Annotated in this window: 18 protein-coding genes and 1 tRNA gene; 13 read left to right on the forward strand and 6 right to left on the reverse strand. The window is 40.9% G+C overall.

Going from position 1 to position 20,315, the window contains the following annotated elements; translation table 11 throughout:
• Positions 1–32: 32 nt before the first annotated feature.
• Positions 33–326: a hypothetical protein gene (locus GX348_00935; protein NLP40762.1), complete on the forward strand. Its 294-nt coding sequence runs from the start codon at positions 33–35 to the stop codon at positions 324–326.
• Positions 327–331: 5 nt separating this feature from the next.
• On the opposite strand, the gene GX348_00940 is transcribed toward GX348_00935, so the two are convergent.
• From GX348_00940 to GX348_00950, 3 genes are read right to left on the reverse strand one after another with little or no spacing between them, the layout of a single operon-like run.
• Positions 332–1,618, reverse strand: a complete 1,287-nt coding sequence (locus GX348_00940; protein ID NLP40763.1) for an aspartate aminotransferase family protein — start codon at positions 1,616–1,618, stop codon at positions 332–334.
• 33 nt (positions 1,619–1,651) lie between these two features.
• Entirely contained in the window at positions 1,652–3,598 is a 1,947-nt protein-coding gene (locus GX348_00945) for a U32 family peptidase (protein NLP40764.1), read from the reverse strand.
• A 20-nt stretch (positions 3,599–3,618) separates the two neighbouring features.
• Entirely contained in the window at positions 3,619–4,488 is an 870-nt protein-coding gene (locus GX348_00950; protein NLP40765.1) for an ABC transporter substrate-binding protein, read from the reverse strand.
• 172 nt (positions 4,489–4,660) lie between these two features.
• Between GX348_00950 and GX348_00955 the strand changes: the two genes are divergently transcribed.
• The 7 genes from GX348_00955 (at position 4,661) to GX348_00985 (ending at position 14,470) form a co-directional block, all read left to right on the forward strand.
• On the forward strand, positions 4,661–8,083 hold the full coding sequence (locus tag GX348_00955; GenBank protein ID NLP40766.1) for a DNA polymerase III subunit alpha: 3,423 nt from the start codon (positions 4,661–4,663) through the stop codon (positions 8,081–8,083).
• Between the two features lie 158 nt (positions 8,084–8,241).
• The gene (locus GX348_00960) at positions 8,242–9,027 is read left to right on the forward strand and encodes an electron transfer flavoprotein subunit beta/FixA family protein (GenBank protein NLP40767.1); all 786 of its coding nucleotides are present in this window, start codon (positions 8,242–8,244) and stop codon (positions 9,025–9,027) included.
• A 16-nt stretch (positions 9,028–9,043) separates the two neighbouring features.
• Positions 9,044–10,240, forward strand: coding sequence for an electron transfer flavoprotein subunit alpha (locus GX348_00965; protein ID NLP40768.1), 1,197 nt, complete (start codon positions 9,044–9,046; stop codon positions 10,238–10,240).
• A gap of 158 nt (positions 10,241–10,398) precedes the next feature.
• Positions 10,399–10,599 (forward strand): DUF2007 domain-containing protein, encoded by a 201-nt coding sequence (locus tag GX348_00970; GenBank protein ID NLP40769.1) that lies wholly within the window; start codon positions 10,399–10,401, stop codon positions 10,597–10,599.
• A 29-nt stretch (positions 10,600–10,628) separates the two neighbouring features.
• The gene (gene pyk / locus GX348_00975) at positions 10,629–12,383 is read left to right on the forward strand and encodes a pyruvate kinase (protein NLP40770.1); all 1,755 of its coding nucleotides are present in this window, start codon (positions 10,629–10,631) and stop codon (positions 12,381–12,383) included.
• A gap of 27 nt (positions 12,384–12,410) precedes the next feature.
• Positions 12,411–13,781: a hypothetical protein gene (locus tag GX348_00980; protein NLP40771.1), complete on the forward strand. Its 1,371-nt coding sequence runs from the start codon at positions 12,411–12,413 to the stop codon at positions 13,779–13,781.
• Positions 13,778–14,470 carry a class I SAM-dependent methyltransferase gene (locus GX348_00985; GenBank protein NLP40772.1) on the forward strand — a complete coding sequence of 231 codons (693 nt, stop codon included), beginning with the start codon at positions 13,778–13,780 and terminating at the stop codon, positions 14,468–14,470. Before GX348_00980 ends, GX348_00985 begins: the two co-directional genes overlap by 4 nt.
• Positions 14,471–14,505: 35 nt before the next feature.
• Here GX348_00985 and GX348_00990 read toward each other — a convergent pair whose 3' ends face one another.
• Positions 14,506–15,636, reverse strand: coding sequence for an acyltransferase (locus GX348_00990; protein NLP40773.1), 1,131 nt, complete (start codon positions 15,634–15,636; stop codon positions 14,506–14,508).
• 640 nt (positions 15,637–16,276) lie between these two features.
• The gene (locus GX348_00995) at positions 16,277–16,621 is read right to left on the reverse strand and encodes a hypothetical protein (protein ID NLP40774.1); all 345 of its coding nucleotides are present in this window, start codon (positions 16,619–16,621) and stop codon (positions 16,277–16,279) included.
• Between the two features lie 213 nt (positions 16,622–16,834).
• Here GX348_00995 and GX348_01000 point away from each other — a divergent pair, with 213 nt between their 5' ends.
• Positions 16,835–17,164 carry a hypothetical protein gene (locus GX348_01000; protein ID NLP40775.1) on the forward strand — a complete coding sequence of 110 codons (330 nt, stop codon included), beginning with the start codon at positions 16,835–16,837 and terminating at the stop codon, positions 17,162–17,164.
• A gap of 220 nt (positions 17,165–17,384) precedes the next feature.
• Here GX348_01000 and GX348_01005 read toward each other — a convergent pair whose 3' ends face one another.
• The gene (locus GX348_01005; protein NLP40776.1) at positions 17,385–18,104 is read right to left on the reverse strand and encodes a M48 family metallopeptidase; all 720 of its coding nucleotides are present in this window, start codon (positions 18,102–18,104) and stop codon (positions 17,385–17,387) included.
• An 89-nt stretch (positions 18,105–18,193) separates the two neighbouring features.
• Between GX348_01005 and GX348_01010 the strand changes: the two genes are divergently transcribed.
• The 4 genes from GX348_01010 (at position 18,194) to GX348_01025 (ending at position 20,283) form a co-directional block, all read left to right on the forward strand.
• The gene (locus GX348_01010; protein NLP40777.1) at positions 18,194–18,514 is read left to right on the forward strand and encodes a cupin domain-containing protein; all 321 of its coding nucleotides are present in this window, start codon (positions 18,194–18,196) and stop codon (positions 18,512–18,514) included.
• 97 nt (positions 18,515–18,611) lie between these two features.
• The gene (locus GX348_01015) at positions 18,612–19,397 is read left to right on the forward strand and encodes a DUF4931 domain-containing protein (protein ID NLP40778.1); all 786 of its coding nucleotides are present in this window, start codon (positions 18,612–18,614) and stop codon (positions 19,395–19,397) included.
• Positions 19,398–19,491: 94 nt separating this feature from the next.
• Positions 19,492–19,579, forward strand: a tRNA-Leu gene (locus GX348_01020).
• Between the two features lie 341 nt (positions 19,580–19,920).
• A complete protein-coding gene (locus GX348_01025) occupies positions 19,921–20,283 on the forward strand; it encodes a hypothetical protein (GenBank protein ID NLP40779.1) in 363 nt (120 codons plus the stop codon).
• The last annotated feature ends 32 nt before the right edge of the window (positions 20,284–20,315 follow it).

Genomic DNA, 20,315 nt, shown 5'->3' on the forward strand with positions numbered 1-20,315 from the left:
TAAATGGCATTATGAAAGTGGGGAAAAGAGCGATGAGTCGATTATTTAAGGAAAAAACCAGCAAGTTTGGATCGCTGCTGAGCCTTACGGCAATGACGGCGATGTTCGTGGTATTCTGGCTAGCCATCCCGGAGTTTATTACATCTTCAGTAGGTAGAATTTTTGCAGTAGTATGGGCGGTAGTTGCGATAGTGGTATTTATTGCTCATGCAAAAAGAATGACCATCGAGAGGAAAAAGTACACAATTCCGCGTTTAGTTTCTGTAAAAAAAGATATGCGTACACAAAAGAGTGTACGCAATGCAAACCGTTTAATGAGAGGATAGTCAGACTATAACTCGTTTATTACATCATCCAGGTTATTTAATAGATCATCAAGATCATTTTTTGTAACTATAAGAGGCGGTTGGAAGGCCAGGACATTTCGGTTGGGACCATTTTTCCCGATCAAAAAGCCCCGGTCTTTCATTTTTTCCAGGATAATATCAGTCTGGTCGATAGCTGGAGACTTATCAGCGTTGATAAGTTCGGCTCCTAACATCAAGCCAAGGCCGCGAATATCGCCGATAATATTATGCTTCTCCTGCAATCTAGTTAGGCCTGTTTTTAGGTATTCACCTAGCTCAGCTGCTCTTGCAGGCAAGTCATTCGTAGTTATTACGTCTAAAGTTGCTAAAGCCGCCGCTGCTGTTACTGGATTGCCTCCTAACGTTGATGCACCGGGGCGGGTATATTTATCAGCAATTTCGGCGCGGGTAATAAATGCACCAACAGGAGTGCCATTACCAAGGGCTTTGGCTACAGTCATTATATCTGGTACAACATTATAATTTTCAATCGCGAACATTTTGCCAGTACGACCGAACCCTGTCTGAACCTCGTCGATTACTAAGAGAATGCCGTAGGAATCAAGTATCTCTTTTATGCGTTTGAAATATCCAGGAGGTGGTGTAATCATACCGCCATTACCTTGTATTGTTTCGGCAAACATAGCAGCAACCTGTCCGGAAGTCGATGTCTTAATAACCGTTTCTACCTCATTTGCACAAGCAAGATCGCACTCTGGATAACGTTTGTTGAGGGGGCAGCGGTAGCAATAAGCATTTGGTGCGAAACTTATACCGCCCACGGGTGTCGTGTCTGTTCGCCATAAACTAAGGCCCGTTAGACTCATGGTCAGCTTGGTACGGCCATGGAGTGATTGTCGAAGGCTAATGAATTCATGTCGACCGGTATAAATTGAGGCTAACAGAGCAGCGCCCTCATTTGCTTCTGTACCGCTTGAACAGAAAAAGGACTTTTTTAGATTGCCAGGCGTAACTTCAGCCACTCGCTCGGCTAAATCAACAATGTTTTGGGTCAAGTATATAGTTGTAGTATGCTGGAGGGTATTTACCTGGTCGCAGATAGCTTTTGTTATCTGCGGATTGCAGTGACCGCAATTAACAACTGACACCCCTGCAAAGCAATCGAGATAACGCTTTCCGGTGTGGTCATATAAATATTGCATTTCGCCTTTGACTAGCTGCATTGGCTGGCGATAGAAGTGATATACACAGGGTATCAGATACTCGCGTTTTTTGCGTAAGACCTCGTCGGGTCCAATATAAGTCTTCATGGTAACCACCTTTCCCACTAATTATTTTAAAGGTTATCTAGAGATGCGGTAACGGAATACGCCTATGCCGAGTTCGCGCGGGCTTATGGCAGTGATTCTTTCAAGTTGCTTTTGGTCGAACTCATATTTGTCTTGTTGTGCCGCTAATTTATCAAGTTCTTCCCTATAAGTTTTTATAATTATACCAAGTTGCTCTGGGGTATAATGCTGACCTTCAATTCGGAATTGAGCGATACCGGCAAGTGCGCCTAGATAGGGAAGTAGGCATAAATCCTTAGCAAACAGGATATGACTGCGGCAATACTGGTCAATCATGATAGGGTGCTGTTGACCGGCAGTATCCAGAAGAGCGTAGCGTTTATCAGAGCAATTATTGCCGCAGCTAAACGGATCAGTACCTAAAACAGCAGAGGGCACACAATGGTCAGAAACCATAGCTTCGATAGGACCATGGATAATCATTTCAAGCGGCAGCGCGCTTTTAGGTATTAACTCAGTAATTTGACTATATGTAGCTTCCGGAGAAATGGTTGCTTTTACGGCGCCATTAGCCGCAAGCCATTTTGTGGTCAAGTGGTTGAATACATTTAAGGAAAAATCAGCTTGTATAGGTTGGGAACAAGTATGGCGTGCTAAACGTAGCATTCCTGAATTGCTTACCATTACACCGCTTGGGTTAAGGTTATCTACATTAGCAAAAAACTGTTCATATTCCCCAATTTCCCGCTCCATTGTGATTCTCGGTGTTGTTATAACAACTTGGGTGTCATATTTTTTTGCTGTGGATATGCCAGTAGCGATATCTCTCATTGTCCAGGGTTTGTGGGGCTTAAATGATTCACCGCCAACGTAAACTATATTCGCTCCGTTTTTACAAGCAGCATTAAGACCGTTTAAGTCAGCTACCCGCACAGCTAGTACTGGGGAAACTTTGTATTCTTTGTTTTCACTGGTTGTGGGAAGCGTAATTGCGGAATTCATGCCGGCTTCTTGAACGGCCTGACTAAAAAAGCGCGGCTCTCGTTCACCAGTATAACCGATACCACTTGCGCCCGGATTTCCCAAAGCGTAGCAGGTTGTAAAATCACGAGCTCGGCTTTCATACATCTCCTGCCAGTCGCTATCATTGGTAGCATAACCGGTGGGATCGGCAATATAGCGATCAATGGCACGCCGATAAACGCTGACAATTTTTTCAACAAAGTCTGCAGTACGCATCCGGCCTTCAATTTTAAATGAGCAGACACCGGCTTGAATTAGTTCAGGCAGATTGCGATATAGGCACATATCTTTGAGAGCCAGTTTATAAGGACCGGGATCGTTGTCGGTTACTGCGGCGCCGGTTTTAGCATCAATTAGCTCATAAGGCCAGCGGCACGGTTTCAGACAGCGACCGCGGTTAGAACTTTGTCCGAATAAGATGCCAGAGTGCAGACATTGACCACTCTGAGCAACACACATATCGCCGTGGATAAAATACTCAATTTCTATACCGGTTTTTTCTCTCAGCATTCTTAGTTGGGTAAGGCTCATTTCCCGGCTTGTAACAACTCGTGTTATTCCATATTCCTGAAGGGTTCTTACAGAGTATTCATTGTGGGTGTTCATCATAACCGAGGCGTGCAGTGGCACTGACAAATCTAGTTCCCGAGCCAGTTCTAGTATTGCCAAGTCTTGAACGATGAGTGAATCCGGCCCAATTTTATCAAGAAGTTTCAGATAATCACGCATCTTGTCAATTTCACGATCACTGACCAAGTTATTTACAGTTACATACAGTTTGACCTTATTTTTATGGGCGTATTTTATAGCCCTTTCCAGCATTATATCGTCAAAGTTAACATCGGTGCGGTGCATACGCATATTAAAGCGTTTTCCGCCAAGATATACAGCATCGGCTCCAGCCGAAATGGCTGTTTCAAGGACTTCCCACGTGCCTACGGGCGCAAGAAGTTCCACTGAATCAGGTCTTAACAACATATTGTTCATCTCCAAATTCATTATTCATATATTTCTTTTGCTTCAGCTAGCAATTCAGGGGAAAATTCAATTCCAAGGTTCTCAGCAACAAAAGCGTTTAGGAGTATTTCGGGCTGCTCGACAATGCCTACCGGAATAACAGAAGGTGAGGTTCCGTTTAATATTTGCGCTGCTTTAGCGGCACAAGCTTCACCTAACTTATGATGATTCGATACAAGTGCAGCAAGTGCTCCGCCTGGAACATTAGGCGCGTGGGAGGCAATTACAGGCATGTTGGCACCATCAGTATAGTATACCACCGTAGCGAAATTCTCCTCGATAATCCGCCCGATAGGGATAAACAGAGCATCCATATCAGGAGTAAGCATTCTATCTATGTTTGACAGATCCTCAGCTGTTTTTACAGGTAGTTCGACTAAGGTAAAAATGTTTTGTGCTGCACGCCTGAAGTTAGCAAGTTCCAATAATGCATTCATATCCTCTGTGTGGTATAAAACGCCTAACTTTTTTACGTTAGGCAAAATACGCTTTATAAAAGCCGTTTTTTCTGCTGCTTTTACCATTCCGGAAACACCAGTTGCCTTTGAGCCAGGTTTGTCCATGCTTTCTACTAGTTTAACACCTACAGGATCAAAAACCGGGGTGAAAACGACGGGAATATCTCCTGGTAAATCAAACGCTGCTTGAGCTGCAGGAGTAGAACATGCAAAAATAAGCTCAACATCAAGCGATTTCAGTTTAGCAGCTAATTTAGGCAATTCGTTGAGGTTGCCATCGGCATTCATATAATGAAATTCAGCTGCTATACCTTGGTCATTTAGACCTTGCTTAAAACCTTGGACGGCGTCATCAAGGTTTTGCGTTAATTGCAAGATACCAACATGATACAATTAAACACACCTCTTTTTGTATTATAACCAATATAATTTCCACGTTTAGCTCATAATACCTGCCAAGTTAGTTAAATTTGCCACAAACAAAACTTTTTACGAAGATTTAAAGGAAATAATGAAGAATAGTGTCGAAATCATATATGATTTTATGGGGTAGAGGGATGTAATAATGATAAGTAAGATAAATAGCATTTCTGATACAGATTTTGTCCATTTGCATGTACATACTGAATATAGTTTGCTTGATGGAGCAAGCCGGATAAGAGACCTTGTCCGTCGAACTAAAGAATTGGGAATGTCAGCAATAGCAATAACTGACCATGGCACTATGTATGGTGTTATTGATTTTTACAAGGAGGCTAAAAAGCAAGGGATTAAGCCGATTATAGGCTGCGAAGTATATGTTGCCCCCCGGTCAAGGCTGGAAAAGAGTGCCGTTGAGGGAGAGTCATACTATCATTTAGTCCTATTAGCCGAAAATGAAATAGGTTATCGCAATCTTATTGAACTTGTATCGAGAGGGCATAGCGAGGGTTTTTATTATAAACCGCGGGTAGACAGAGAAATACTTGCTCGTTACAGTCAAGGAATAATTTGTTTAAGTGCCTGTATAGCCGGCGAAATCCCCGCGCTTATATTAAAAGGAAATTATGATGGGGCTGAACAATTAGCGCTGGAATACAGCAAAATTTTTGGGCCAAATAACTTTTTCCTCGAAATTCAGGATCATAAGTTGCCGGAGCAAAAGCAAGTAAATGCTGCGCTTATAGAAATGTCACGAAAGACTGGCATTGGATTAGTAGCTACTAACGACCTTCACTACATTGAACGAACTGACAGTGAATGCCATGATGTTCTGCTATGCATTCAGATGGGTAAAACTGTTGATGATCCGGGGCGAATGAAGTTTCCCAACAGCGAATTTTATTTAAAATCACCGCAAGAGATGGCGGTATTATTTCAAGAGTTTCCCGGGGCGCTGACAAATACCTTGTTAATTGCCGAGCGTTGTAATGTTGATTTCACGTTTGGCCACCACCTTCTGCCAGAGTTTCCTGTGCCTGACGGTTTATCAGCGGAACAGTTTCTGCGGAAATTATGTCAGGACAAGTTGGCGGAGCGCTATAGTGAGATAACCGAAGAAATATTAGATCGCCTCAATTATGAGCTTTCAATAATTGAAAAAATGGGATTCTCCAGTTACTTTTTAATTGTTTGGGATTTTATAAATTATGCGCGCCAGAACGGAGTTCCCGTTGGACCGGGGCGGGGTTCGGCGGCTGGCAGCATTGTAGCCTATCTACTTAGGATAACTAACATTGATCCGCTAAAATATGGTTTGCTATTTGAACGCTTCCTAAACCCGGAACGTGTCACCATGCCTGATATAGATATTGATTTTTGCTATGTAAATAGGGAAAAAGTTATCAACTATGTGGCACAGCGTTATGGAGCTGACCGTGTAGCTCAAATAATAACATTTGGTACTATGGCTGCTAAGGCCGCAATACGCGATGTCGGACGCGCATTAAATATGAGTTATAGCGAAGTTGACCGGATTGCTAAAATGGTGCCTGGAGAACTCGGAATGACCCTAAAACGAGCTCTTGAGCTTAACACTGAGCTCAAAAACGCATATAATTCTGAGCCGGCGGTCAAAAAAATGGTTGATTTAGCGATAGCGGTTGAAGGTTTGCCGCGTCATGCGTCAACTCATGCTGCTGGGTTGGTTATTGCAAAAGAACCACTAACTTATTATGTGCCGCTGCAAAACTCTTCAGAAGGTTTTTTAACAACTCAATATGATAAGGATCGGGTTGAAGAAATTGGGCTGCTAAAAATGGACTTATTAGGACTCAGAACGCTGACTGTAATAGGCGATTCAATTACAATGATTAAGCAGAACCGGGGTATAGATATTGATATTGACAGAATTCCCTTAGATGATTCTCAAACATGTGCTATGCTTACTAACGGCGAAACTGCCGGCGTTTTTCAGATGGAATCTAGTGGTATGACTAACTTAGTCAAAGACCTAAAGCCTGAAAGCTTCACTGACCTTATACCGCTAGTTGCACTATATCGTCCAGGCCCTTTAGGAAGTGGAATGGTAGCAGATTTTATTAACGGCCGGCACGGAAAAAAACAAGTAAGTTATATTCATCCTGTATTGGAACCGGTACTTAAAGATACTTTTGGTGTAATCTTATATCAGGAACAAGTTATGCAAATTGCCTCGTTATTAGCCGGCTTTTCACTTGGACAAGCCGATTTGCTTCGGCGGGCAATGGGTAAGAAAAAACATGATGTTCTAGCCGCGCAGCGTGAAAGTTTTTTGCGTGGGGCCGCTAAGAATGGTATCGATCCTAATACCGCTGCTGAGATTTTTGACCTTATGGAACACTTCGCTGACTACGGCTTTAATAAATCGCATAGCGCGGCATATGCATTGGTTGCTTACCAAACTGCCTACCTTAAGGCTCATTATCCACAGGAATTCATGGCGGCACTGCTAACAAGTGTTATGGGTACTAATGACAAAGTTGGGTATTACATTGAGGAATGCCGTCGCATGGGTATAGCAGTATTGCCGCCAGATATTAATTCCAGTCAGGCAAATTTTAGTGTTGATGGCAACGCAATTCGGTTTGGTCTGGCTGGTGTAAAAAATGTCGGTGAGAATGCTATTGAAGCACTAATCTCGGCAAGGCAGCGGGAAGGCCGATTTAACTCGCTTATTGATTTTTGTATAAAAGTTGATATGCGGGTGGTTAACAAAAGAGTAATTGAAAGCCTGATAAAATGTGGCTCCTTTGACTCACTCAATGTAAGAAGATCCCAACTGCTGGCTGTATTGGATCAAGCTGTCGACACTGCTCAGCTGCGTCAAAAGGAAAAAGCCAGCGGGCAAATTGGTTTATTTACTGAAGAAGCGATAAACATTGCTGAAGATATTGTTTTACCGGATATTGCTGAAATACCCGAGGATCAACGGTTAGCGATGGAAAAAGAGATGACAGGCTTTTACGTGACAGGTCATCCGCTCAATCAATTTCGAGAAAAACTTAAAGGCTATCCCAGTATAAATGAACTGTTATCAAATGGTCATGCTGACGGCAAACCGGTACGGGCTGCCGGTCTAATAACCAGTTCTAAACGAATTACGACCAAACGTGGCGATATGATGTGCTTTGCAGCTCTTGAGGATTTTACAAACAATATTGAAGTTGTTATCTTTCCACGGCTTTTTGAAAAAATTAATGGAATTTTACTGCCGGATATGCCGATAGCTGTGTCTGGACGCTTAAATATTAATGAAGATCGGGCTAATATAGTCGCCGACACAATAAAGCTGCTTAATGCACCTAGTGAAGTTCGCATAAAAATTGGTGAGCAGCAGGAGAATGATAGTGTTTTTAACGATTTGAAAGAGATATTTGCAAAACATAGCGGCTCAGCAGTAACATTCCTCCACTTAGTTGCTAAACGGCGGGTTATAAAGACTGAGCAAAAGTATTGGATAGATCCTTCACCTGAAGCTATCCTTGCAATTGAAACGCTGCTCGGTAAAGGCACCGTACAAATTGTTTAAAGGATTTACCAATAATATTTCCGAGTACATAATTTTTCAGTTCCTATCAAAAATCATGACAGGCTTCCATTGAATATGTTATTATTCTTGGTGTAGAAGTATAGAACTTTTTGGCAATATGATTTCTTTTAGATTGAATGTGCATAGGGGGATTTTGCATGGATATTATCGTTTGTGTCAAGCAAGTGCCTGACACCGCAGAAGTAAAAATTGATCCTGCGACGAATAGTATAATTCGCCAAGGGGTACCTAGTATTCTAAATCCTTTCGACAAGCATGCAGTTGAAGCCGCTTTACGTTTAAAGGAAAAAAACGGGGGCAAAGTAACCGTAATATCGATGGGACCTTCGCAGGCTAAAGATGTTCTGAAGGAGTGTATAGCCCTAGGAGCCGATGAAGCGGTATTAATAAGTGACAGAGCTTTCGGTGGGGCAGATACCTTAGCTACCAGTTATACTCTGGCTGCAGCGATAAGAAAACTTGGTAGTTTCGATGTAATCCTTTGCGGCAAACAATCAATTGACGGGGACACCGCTCAAGTTGGCCCTGAATTAGCGGAGCATCTTGGAGTTGTTCCAATAACATACGCTGCTGATATTGAAGTTAATGGCAATGCTGTAGTGGTAAAAAGAGAGCAAGAAGATTGCTATGAAGTGATAGAAGCTAAATTTCCGGTTCTAATAACTGTAGTTAAATCAATTAATGAGCCGCGTCATGCCAGTGTTAAAGGGGTTATGAAGGCAAATCGCAAAAATATCCCTGTATTATCTCAGCAAGACCTAGAAATCGATGGTGAACGTATCGGACTGAAAGGCTCACCTACACAAGTTCGCCGCATATTTGCGCCCAGCCATCGTGTTCAAGGTGAGATAATTGAAAGTAGTAGTGCTAAAGAGGCTGCTCATCTATTAATACAAAAACTTAGCGAAGCGAAAATTATATAGCAGGGGGAAGGTATAGATGGCTGTAAATATTTTAAAAGAAACGTGCATAGGTTGCGGCACGTGCGTTAACGCCTGCCCTTTTGGCGCTATTGCTATGGAAACTAATAAGGCAGTAATAACTGATGGCTGTACGCAGTGCGGTGCCTGCACTGAAGCTTGTCCAGTTGCTGCAATTATTCGTGAGGAGCAGGAAAAACTCGGTACAATTGATAAGGATAGCTATAAAGGGGTTTGGGTTTATATCGAACAAACTGGCGGTTTAGCCAAAAGTGTAGGCTATGAATTACTGGGTCAAGGCCGAAAACTCGCGGATGCTTTAGGTCAAGAACTCGCCGCTGTAATTGTCGGCTACGGCATTAAGCCTTTGGCGCAACAGGCTATTGCAAGCGGTGCCGATAAAGTGTACCTTGCTGATCAAGAAGAATTTAGTCATTACAATACAGATGCTTATACACATGTTGTAGCTGACATGATAAATACTTATAAACCTTCTGTAGTTCTTATGGGGGCTACTCATGACGGGCGTGACTTGGCGCCTAGGGTTGCGTGTCGTGTGGGTACCGGCCTAACTGCCGACTGTACTGATCTTAGCATTGATGAGGCTACAGGGTTAGTAGCATGGACCCGCCCTGCTTTCGGCGGCAACATAATGGCAACTATCTTGTGCCCTGACCATCGTCCGCAAATGGGGACAGTAAGGCCGAAAGTATTTAAGCGCCCCCTAATGGACAATTCGCGAAACGGAGAAATAGTCAAGGTTGAGACCCGAGTTCAGGCAGCTGAGATTCGTACGAAACTAATCGAAATAATTAAGGTAGGCACGGTGTCCTGCAATTTAGAGGAGGCCGAGGTTATCGTCTCTGGCGGACGGGGGATGGGTAAGCCTGAGAATTTTACCTTAATTGAAGAACTAGCAAATGTTCTCGGCGGGGCTGTCGGTGCTTCGCGCGCGGTAGTTGACGCAGGTTGGAAACCGGCTCTTCATCAGATTGGTCAGACAGGAAAGACGGTTGGCCCGAAAATTTATTTTGCATGCGGCATTTCTGGAGCTATTCAACATGTTGCAGGTATATCTTCGTCCGATATTATAATTGCAATTAATAAAGATAAAGATGCCCCGATATTTAAGATGGCAGACTATGGCATAGTTGGCGATGTCATGGAAGTGTTGCCTGAGCTTATTGCCGAATTCAAAGAACTAAAACAAGATTAGCTGATATGCTCCGTAGCAATTTTGAGTTGCGGAGCATATCTTTTTCTATAGTTAAGTTTTGTAAATAATGCTTGGCTATTAGCAGGAATACTGTCTAATATTGGAGAAAACCAAGGTGTTATATATATGAGTAACAATGTGCTACAGGAGGCAACATAATGTGGACAGTAATATATATCGCATCTAACCGTTCGCATGCGGAGATGCTTAAGAACATGCTTGACAGCGAAGGTATATTGGCTAATATCAGACCTGCAGGCGTTGTTTCAATGCTCGGAGACGGTATGTTCGAAATACTAGTGCTCGAATCAGAGGCAGACGAGGCTCACGCAATTTTGTGCCAAAACGCTGCCAAATAGAACGAGTAATCTCAGAGGAGCGTGTTCGAATGTTTAAGAAGACGAAAATTATTTGTACAGTTGGTCCTGGTACAGACAAGCCAGGTATTTTAGAAGAAATGCTAAACGCCGGGATGAACGTTGCGCGATTTAACTTTTCGCATGGTAATCACGCGGACCATGCGAAAAGAATTGCTATGGTGCGCGCCGCAGCACAACGTGTCAACAAACCGGTAGCGCTTTTGCTGGATACTAAAGGCCCAGAGATGAGGATAGGAAAATTTGCAGACGGAAAGGTCCTATTACAAGAGGGACAAAAATTTATTTTGACAGTAAGAGATATATTAGGTACTAATGAAATTATATCCGTAAATCATAAGTCTTTGCCAAGCGAAGTTACGCCTGGGGATATCATATTGTTATCAGACGGCTTAGTAAGCTTGCGGGTTGAAGATATCAATGGTCAAGATATCATAACTACTGTTTTAAATTCAGGCGCAATGAGCGACTTAAAACGTGTTGCAGTTCCTGGAGTTGCCGTAAACCTGCCGTTCCTTTCACATCAGGACATAAGTGATATTTTGTTCGGCATTGAACAAAATATGGACTTTATTGCCGCATCTTTTGTCCAGCGAGCCGCAGACGTATTATCCATTCGCCGCGTTCTTGAAGACGCGGGCGCTTCGATGGACATCATCGCTAAAATTGAAAATGCCGAAGGTGTTAAAAATATTGATGAGATTTTAAAAGTTGTCGATGGAATCATGGTAGCAAGAGGTGACTTGGGCGTTGAAATTCCAACCGAAGAAGTGCCAGTTGTTCAAAAAATGTTGATTGAAAAGTGTAATAAAGCTGCAAAACCGGTTATTACGGCAACTCAAATGCTTGAATCTATGGTTGCAAATCCGCGGCCAACGCGCGCTGAAGCTAGTGATATTGCTAATGCTATAATGGATGGAACCGATGTAATAATGCTTAGCGGTGAAACCGCTTCCGGAAATTATCCGGTAGAAGCTGTAAAGGTTATGGCGAAGATAGCTGTGCGAACCGAAGAGGCTTTAAACTATGAAACTATTTTGCTTACCAATGGAATTGTCTTGCAGCGTACAACAACCGATGCAATTAGTCATGCTACGGTGCAAATCACTCATGAACTCGGCGCTGCGGCTGTCATTACCGCTACAGAAAGTGGTTATACGCCGCGAATGCTATCAAGATATCGTCCAAAGGCCAGAATTATTGCAGTAACTCCAAATGATAAGACCTTCCGGAGTATGCTGATGCTTTGGGGAGTACACCCAATTCTTGGCGCCAGATTCAAAAATACAGATGATATGGTAACAAATGCGGTTGGCAGTGCATTAAAAGAAGGCGTTGTTAAGGATGGTGACTTAGTAGTAATTACCGCTGGTGTTCCTGCGGGGCAGTCTGGCACAACTAATATGATACGGGTTCATGTTGTGGGTAATATTTTACTTAGAGGTACGGGCATTGGTCGCAAAGTAGTAACAGGTAAAGTATGTGTGGCACGCACGTTAAATGATTTTACTCAAAAGTTTGCTCCTGGCGATATTCTGGTAGTATCTAGCTTGGATGAAGAAAATGCAAAGTATGCTGTTAAGGCAACAGCTATTGTAGCAGAGGCTGGTGGCATGACATCCCATGCGGCAATTGTCGGTATAAGCTACGGTATACCTGTTATTGTAGGAGTAGATGGGGCTACTGAAAAATTGGCCGACGATATGATAGTTACGGTAGATTTGGAGAATGGCCTTGTTTATCAAGGCGAAATAAACGCTCGATAAATTTCTGGATTAGGTGCGGAGGGTCTTATGCTAATTTGGGTAGCGTCAATAGTGACTATCTTAATAATCTGTGTTGCGGCGGTCTGGTTTTATGCTAAAAATCCAGACCGCCGCCTAAACTTGGCTGAAACAAAACTTGACAGATACCTAAAATCCCGCATCCCCTCTACGCAAACGGTAAATAAACTATTGCAACAAATGCATATGCTGGTCAATGTAAGTATGGAGGATGCGAATGCTGCCCGTACTTATAAGGCTGTTGATTTGTTGAAATTAGCCTATGGCAGCGGTTTACAGCGTCCAAATGAATATCAACGGCTAGGAAGCATCATTGTAAAGGCTATGCGCAACAAACAGCCTGATATTGCTGTAATTGCTCTTGGTGCATTCAGACCGTTACTCCGTAATCTGGCGGCCCAAGATTTGTCATTAGCGATAGAGCAGCTAACGCTTATAGCTTTTTGGGCAGCCCGGCTTAAATATAATTTTTTACTTGCAAAAATATTGGAGACGGTCTTTGATGTCGTTAGCCGTACTGAATGTACTAATGACCAGAAAATCCTGTCGGCTATTCTAAATTCAATCCGGATAATTGGAACACTTGCGCTTCGCCGCCAAGATCATCAATTATTCCGGGAATTAGCAACCCGTTTTAAAGCTTGGACAAGTTCTTCTGGTTTAAAATTTCCTGAGGAAATTGAAGGGGTTTTTATTACTTGGCTGCATCAAATAGCTAAAAATGGCGATGATATTGCTCTCGAAGCAGTAGCCAGGCTTTGCCACGATTTTTTTGACAATCAGACGATTACATCTGCTGGTGTTAGTGCAATAGTTGGGGAATCTTCAAAGGCTGCCGGCACGGCCTGTCTTAACCAACACAATAAAGTGACGCCGCTTATTCTCCAGTTTATATTAGAATTAGCGGCAAAAAGCTATGATATAGTTATATGGCGAAAGGCAGTAAGTGCTGTTGGTCAGGTTTCATCTCTTGCAATTTCCCGACGAGAAATGGCTGAAGCGTTTAGCGTACTATTACCGATGCTGGACACTGGGCGTTATATTTTGACAGATGAATTGACCTTTTGTGAGTATTCAGATGATTACCGGCGAAAAAGGCTCTTTATAATTGTTCGTGAATGTATACTATTAGCCGAGTTAAAAGCCCGCCAGGACATGACTAGCAGTACTGGGGATGTCATAACAGAAATTTATGAAGCTTGGATTGCCAATCCTCAAACAACAGGTTTAAAAAAGTCGATAAAAAAATACTGTCAGTGTTTACTATTGTACTGGCAAAGCACTAGGCAGCGTCAAGCGCGGCGATGTATTTTGGATAATAACAGTTTGATAGAGCCAATACTTGTGGCGGACAAGGATAGGAAGCGATTAGGTTTATGAATGGCAATTACTTTTATGAGCTAGCGGCAAAGTATGACGCGTGGTTTACGACACCGCATGGCCGTTACGTACAACATTATGAGCATGAAATGATTATGGATCTTGCTGACATTAAAGCTGATATGGATGTTGCCGATGTTGGTTGTGGTACTGGACTGTATACAGAAGAACTATGCCGTTTAGGTGCCAAAGTCGTTGGTATTGATATTTCCCCGGAAATGTTGGAGATTGCCGCAAAGAAAACAATGTTATATCAAGATCAGATTAAATTTGTAGTGGGGGACGCGGCTAGTATCCCCTTTTATGATAATTCATTTGACCTTGTGTTTAGTGTTACGGCAATGGAGTTTTTTCAAAAACCCAAACAATGTCTTCATGAGATGTATCGTATACTCCGCCCCGGGGGGCATATGGTAGTAGCAACTCTAAATAGTTTAAGCCTGTGGTCAATGCAGCGTAGAATAAAATCGTTATTTACTAAAACGATATTTTCTCATGCCCATTTTTACAGTATATATGATATCAGCAATATGCTTAAGCCTCATAAGATAACTGCATGGCGCGGTGGGATATTTATACCGCCTTTTGCCCCTAAGCTTGCGATAAATAATCCGGAGCTTTTTGAACGGATTGGTCAAAAGTTAGTACCCCAACTTGGCGCTTTTGTGGTAGTGAGAATAGATAAATAAAAGCTGTTAATAGAAAGTTAAAAACCGAGTCTAGTCTAGGACCCGGTTTTTTTTGTACGGCTGCCTAAAAGCAATGTGCTAATCAGAGGGATAAACAGAGACAGCTTTTTTTCCAAAGCGGCAACGCTTAAACTTATCAACACCGTCAGGATAAAGAAAATAACTACGACGGGGACTGTCATTATAATATTGTTGCTAGTTATGTAGCCAATCAGGTAATACATAACCATGGGATGAACTAAATAAACCATATACGAATGGTCTCCAAGGCATTGAAAAATAGAGGTGAGTCTGGTAGGTATTTTGTTAAAGCTAAAAATTAAAAACCAAAATAAAGTTGCTGCGAAAGTGTAAAGTACGCCAACCGGACTTAATTGGTGGGCTGTGTTTACAGCTGCTTCAGGTGTGTAGCCCTTTACAAACAGTAAGTAATAATAAAAGATAAGCATCCCTGAAAGTGTTAGATAAAAGAATGCTGTTATTGCGGCGCGATTTTTGCGGGTAATTTCCAAAAAATCTTTATATTTTATTGCGCATATAGCACCTAATATAAAGATAAAGATGTAATGCGCTACCCAGTAACTTAGACGATATTGTAGGGCGAGATTTATGTAAAAGCTTGGTGATAATGGCTGGAGGAGATAACTGGAATAATAATTAAAGAGAATTTGTAAGAATAGCAGAACCGTTAAACTGCGGATTGGAGCACTTATTGTCTTGCGTACAATTAAACGCCACAGAGGCATTAGAGCATAGAACCAGAGCAATATTACCAAAAAATAAAGTTGATAAGAGGCAAGCCCAAATAGAAAATATTCAGATAGCAGTGGTTGCTGCCAAATTGCTGTATCACCACTAACCCAAGTGTAGTGGACCATATAAATTAGTGACCAAGTCAGATAGGGAATAAAAACAGTACGTAACCGTCTTTTCATAAAATTTAAATAGTTAAATGATTCATTAAGATTTTGATTTATAAATAGACCAAAAGCAGAAACAAAGAAAAAAATAGGGACACTAAAGCGAGTAAAAATTTCTAATAAGGCAAATAAATGAATATTTACATTCGGATTACTAAGTGAAAAAGCGCCAGTATGGATACCAACGACCCCAAGCATAGAAATACCCCGAATATACTCAATTGAGACAATACGCTGCTTTGACATAATATTTCCTTTCGATTACATTTAAGTTACCTGATGAGATTACTGTTTAACATCAAAACCATTTCCTTCCGATGCCTTATACCACTTAGATATTATACTAGATAAATACTTATAGTGCCAAAATATTCATGTACTACAAAGTAACAATATGAGAAAAGATATGGCCGAAACTGACAGGGATATAAGCTGCTAGATTCACTGTTCCTAGGGCAAAATATATTAAAACAGCTATCTAACGATTAGAATAGGAAGGAGGTAAATATCATCGTTAATCTAACTCCTCTAGCTAAACAGTTTATAAGTGAGCAAGGTAATGCTATTTTAGCTAAAATCGAGCAGAAATTGTCATTTGGCTGAGGTGGCCCTAGGACTATATCCTATCCGTCCGTGCGACTGGGAAAACCGGAAAATCACGAAACTAGTCAATTCACTAAAAGGGATGTAGACGGAATTGAAGTATATTGTCATGATAGTGTCGAAAGACTCGCGGACACAAAGCATATTGACATCGACATCGAGGGCCAAAGTTTAATTACCCGTTTGGTGATGCGGAGGTTGCCAAAAGAAAGTACCCTTTATCCTATTTAGCAAAATAAAAAAGTGAGGGAAAACCTCACTTTTTTATTTTTCGCTTATTCCTTTAAAGTTTGATGCCAATAAATTCACCGCTATGAAATGGTGCAGATTCACAGAGTTGCTTCGGCAATATATCGAAATGCTTAAAAAATTTTTTTGCGCCTATATAAGCGCCTTTTGCAGCATAACGGACAGGAAAAGCATTTATTTGATTTTCGGCAAGTGGTAATAGACCAACAGCCATATTTTGTGAGTCAAATCCCAACATGCAAAATTGATGATTATTTAATAGCTCGCTAGCCTTTTTATTAAAGACAATCCGACCATTTGGTCTTAATTCAATAAGAGGCTCATCCGATTTAACTGTTTTTTCTCGTTTAGGCTGAAAAAGTGTGAATGAATATCCCATAGCTTTCACTCCTATTTTAAAATTACTATATAAGTATGCACAAAAAGTATAAACCATATAATAAAATTAAAATTTTCATCAGAAATTTTTCAATTGATACAAAGTAAAGTTTGACTGCTAAGAGAGGAGGATGATAGGATAAGTATAAGAAAATCGGTAAGTAATGATTATATGAAATTTTTGTTGTGTACTTGAATTTAAGGAGGCATTTTAATGAGGCAAGTCTGGCTGCAAGTATTTACGGTAATGATTTTAGGCTCATTTGTTAAGTTTATTGTTCCGGATGTATCTTTATGGGTATTAGCTGATTTAGTAGTGTTAGGTATTTGTTATTTATTACTGCGACGCTACCCATCTATTGATATCAAAAAAAGTATGCTTTTTGTTGGCGCGTTGACTTTAATCAATATTTTGGTTGATGTGAACATTCTTAATGGCTTACTTGGAAATATAATTGGCCTTGTAATAGTTGGGTGGGTTATATTTGGCGGCGGCGGTAAAGGCAAAGGTCAGACAATATTGCGACATAAATGGAACAAATAAGTTAAGCGCCGCACGTTTAGTGCGGCGCTTAACTTTTTACTGGGGTTACTTATTGCTGATAAGATTTAGGCTTTTTCTTTTTACCTTACTTGCAGCTTTAGCAAAGTAGGCATCTTGACGGACTATTTTATTCCGGTCTAAACAGTGTGCCTTTTGCTTCTTTAACACTAGTCATCGAACCTATCAAATAGGATAAAAAAATGCTCCTTTTATCAATCCTTTATGGGAATCTCATTAAAAGCTGCCCGTTTACTTTAAGCCAGTTACGGTTCATTTTAAAATTAGGGCAATGTTTTTCCACCAACTTCCAAAAATCTCCTGAATGATTTGGTACAATTAAATGTGAAAGCTCGTGGATTACCAGATAATTAATGACTGCAGGCGGGGCCATAACAATTCGCCAATTATAGTTTAGGGAGCCGCGGCTAGAACAACTGCCCCAACGCGTCTTTTGATTCTTAATATTAATTTTGGTTGGGCTAACACCCAAACGAGTAGACCAATAGCGAGTTTTATCAATTAAAATATCAGCAGCGTTTTTTTTATACCAGCTTTCTAATACTGCAGTGCAATTCGACTCCATTGGAAGATTAGCCGGCAATTTAACCAAAATAAGGTTATCGTTTAGAGTTACACAGCATTCAGCTACAGTTTGAATGATTTTTAGAATGTAAGGCTGACCTAAAAAGAGGATCGATGCTCCATCGTAAATGGCACTGTTCAATGAAGTTTCAGCGATAGTTCTTAAGGCGTCGGAGTGTTTTTTAAGCCAGTCAAATTTTTTTCGCAATATTATTTCCACATCAAAATTAAGGTTTTTCTTCGGAACAATAACCTCAATAACCTCTGGCTTAACAACTTTAAGACAAATGGTTTTGCGCCGTTCTGAATATGCTAGTGTATACGTAAAGTTAATATTATTGATTGTAATATTGGGCATCAGCTTCTCCTTTTTCGGTATGTTAGCCTTTATTGGGCAATTGTGATCGTTTTTCCTGCTTAGACGTGTCAATAAAATCAGGAGGGTTAATAATGAATATTTTTGCTTTACCAGAAACACTACCTGAGGAAGAGGTTTTTGAGCAGCTTATACCGGACAATGGTATCTTAATTGAAAGAATTATTTCAACTGGTCAGGCATCACCGGAAGGCTTTTGGTTTAACCAAGACCGGGATGAGTGGGTGGTATTACTTCAGGGGACTGCAATTCTTGAGTGGCAAGACGGTAGTAAGAAAAATTTGACAGCTGGAGACAGCCTTTTTATCCCGGCCCGGCAACTTCATCGAGTTGAAAGAACTTCGAACAACCCTCCTTGTATTTGGTTAGCAGTTCATGGGAAACTAAGGTAATCATAGGTAACGAATGGAAATAATATCTTTCGTGACAGGATTTGCTAAAATTAACCACGAAAACTAAGATAACGTTAGTTTTCAAAAGGAGCTAAACATGATAATGCACAGCCATTTATGCTTTGATTCAGATATCGGCAGTCAAAAGCCGGAAAGTATAATTAACACAAATGCGCAATGCCCCTTTTGTGATCGCGATCAGTTGGAAGAAATTATTGAACAGCGCGGGCAAATGATATTAGTAAAAAATAAATATCCTGTATTGAAAGATGCTTTCCAAACTGTTCTCATTGAAACAGAGGAATGTCACTCAGAATTGTCATTATACACTAAGGAACATTTATATGCTTTAATAAAGTTTGGAGTAGAAAAATGGCTTGAAATGAAGAACTCGGGTGAGTATGCATCCGTTATATTTTATAAAAACCATGGTCCGCTGTCAGGAGGAACAATACGTCACCCTCATATGCAAATAGTTGGTCTAAAATATTTGAACTGCCAAGAACGCTTAACACGCGATATGTTTGAGGGGATTAGGATACATAATGTACCTGGTGTTGAACTAAATATATCGACTAAGCCCAAGGTCGGCTTTTTTGAGTTCAATGTCATATTGGATAATCTGGCGGATATTGAGAAAATGGCTGACTATATACAGATAATGGCACACTATTCATTGAATAATTTTCATCGTAGATGCACTAGCTATAATTTGTTTTTCTACCAAATGGATAACAAGATTATTACCAAGATTATGCCGCGTTTCGTAACTTCACCACTGTTTATTGGGTATTCAATTCCGCATATCTCAAGTCGCACGAAGGATGTTGTAAGGGAAATTCAGGCCATTTACTTTGATGATAAGAGTCATAACTTTTCCTAAGAAATCCATTTGCATCATATAGGGACTTTTAAAAATTGCTTGACATTGTCTAAACATAATGATAAGATATCAATTGTTGATAACATAACATAATGCCGAAGTGGCGGAATTGGCAGACGCACTTGACTCAAAATCAAGCGTGGTAGCCCCACGTGCCGGTTCGAGTCCGGCCTTCGGCACCAGTAAATTAAAGGCCTTCAGAGATTGGAGGCCTTTTCCATGATTTTGAATTAAATCAGTTCTGCTATTATAAAAAAATGCACTATTGCAAAGTGCATTTTAGGGCGAAATATATTGTCAATTGGCTCTCGCTATGGCGAGAGTCTTTTCTTTTTTCAAAAATTTTATGTTGAAAAAATGGCGATTTATTCCGGCCAAGACCGAGAATCCGCAATGCCCGGTTGCGTTTTAACTAAAGTCGCAAAATACGCGAAATTCTTTATCTCATCTTTTATCATCAGTTGTATAATTACTCCACAATCGGGAATAATTGCAATGTATATATCGGATTAGGAGGATAAAAATGAGAAAACAGATGAGCCAACTGCCTGTAAAAAAGGTGTTTTTAGATAGCGATGTTGCAAACGAAGATGGTCTTTTCGAGTTTACAATTGACTGTGGAGCAGTTTACTTTGGGGCAGTATATGATGGTGACGGTCAACTTACTACTGTTGATCAGTATTTTTATACCGAAACCTACTCTCGCGAGGATTTAGAAAGCGCAGCAAAGAATGTGCAGCTGTTATCGGTTGATAATCGAGATTATAGGGCTAAAACCTATTTGCTAACGAAAATGGAAAATGGTCAGGAGTGGCTACGGTTCCATGCGGTTGTACCGCAGGAAATTAATCCTGACTATTTTTATCAGAAATATATCGGAGATTAGTTTAAATGACCGGATCAGCCGGTCATTTTTTA

This window comes from Veillonellaceae bacterium, assembly GCA_012523975.1.
GTDB lineage: Bacteria > Bacillota > Negativicutes > JAAYSF01 > JAAYSF01 > JAAYSF01.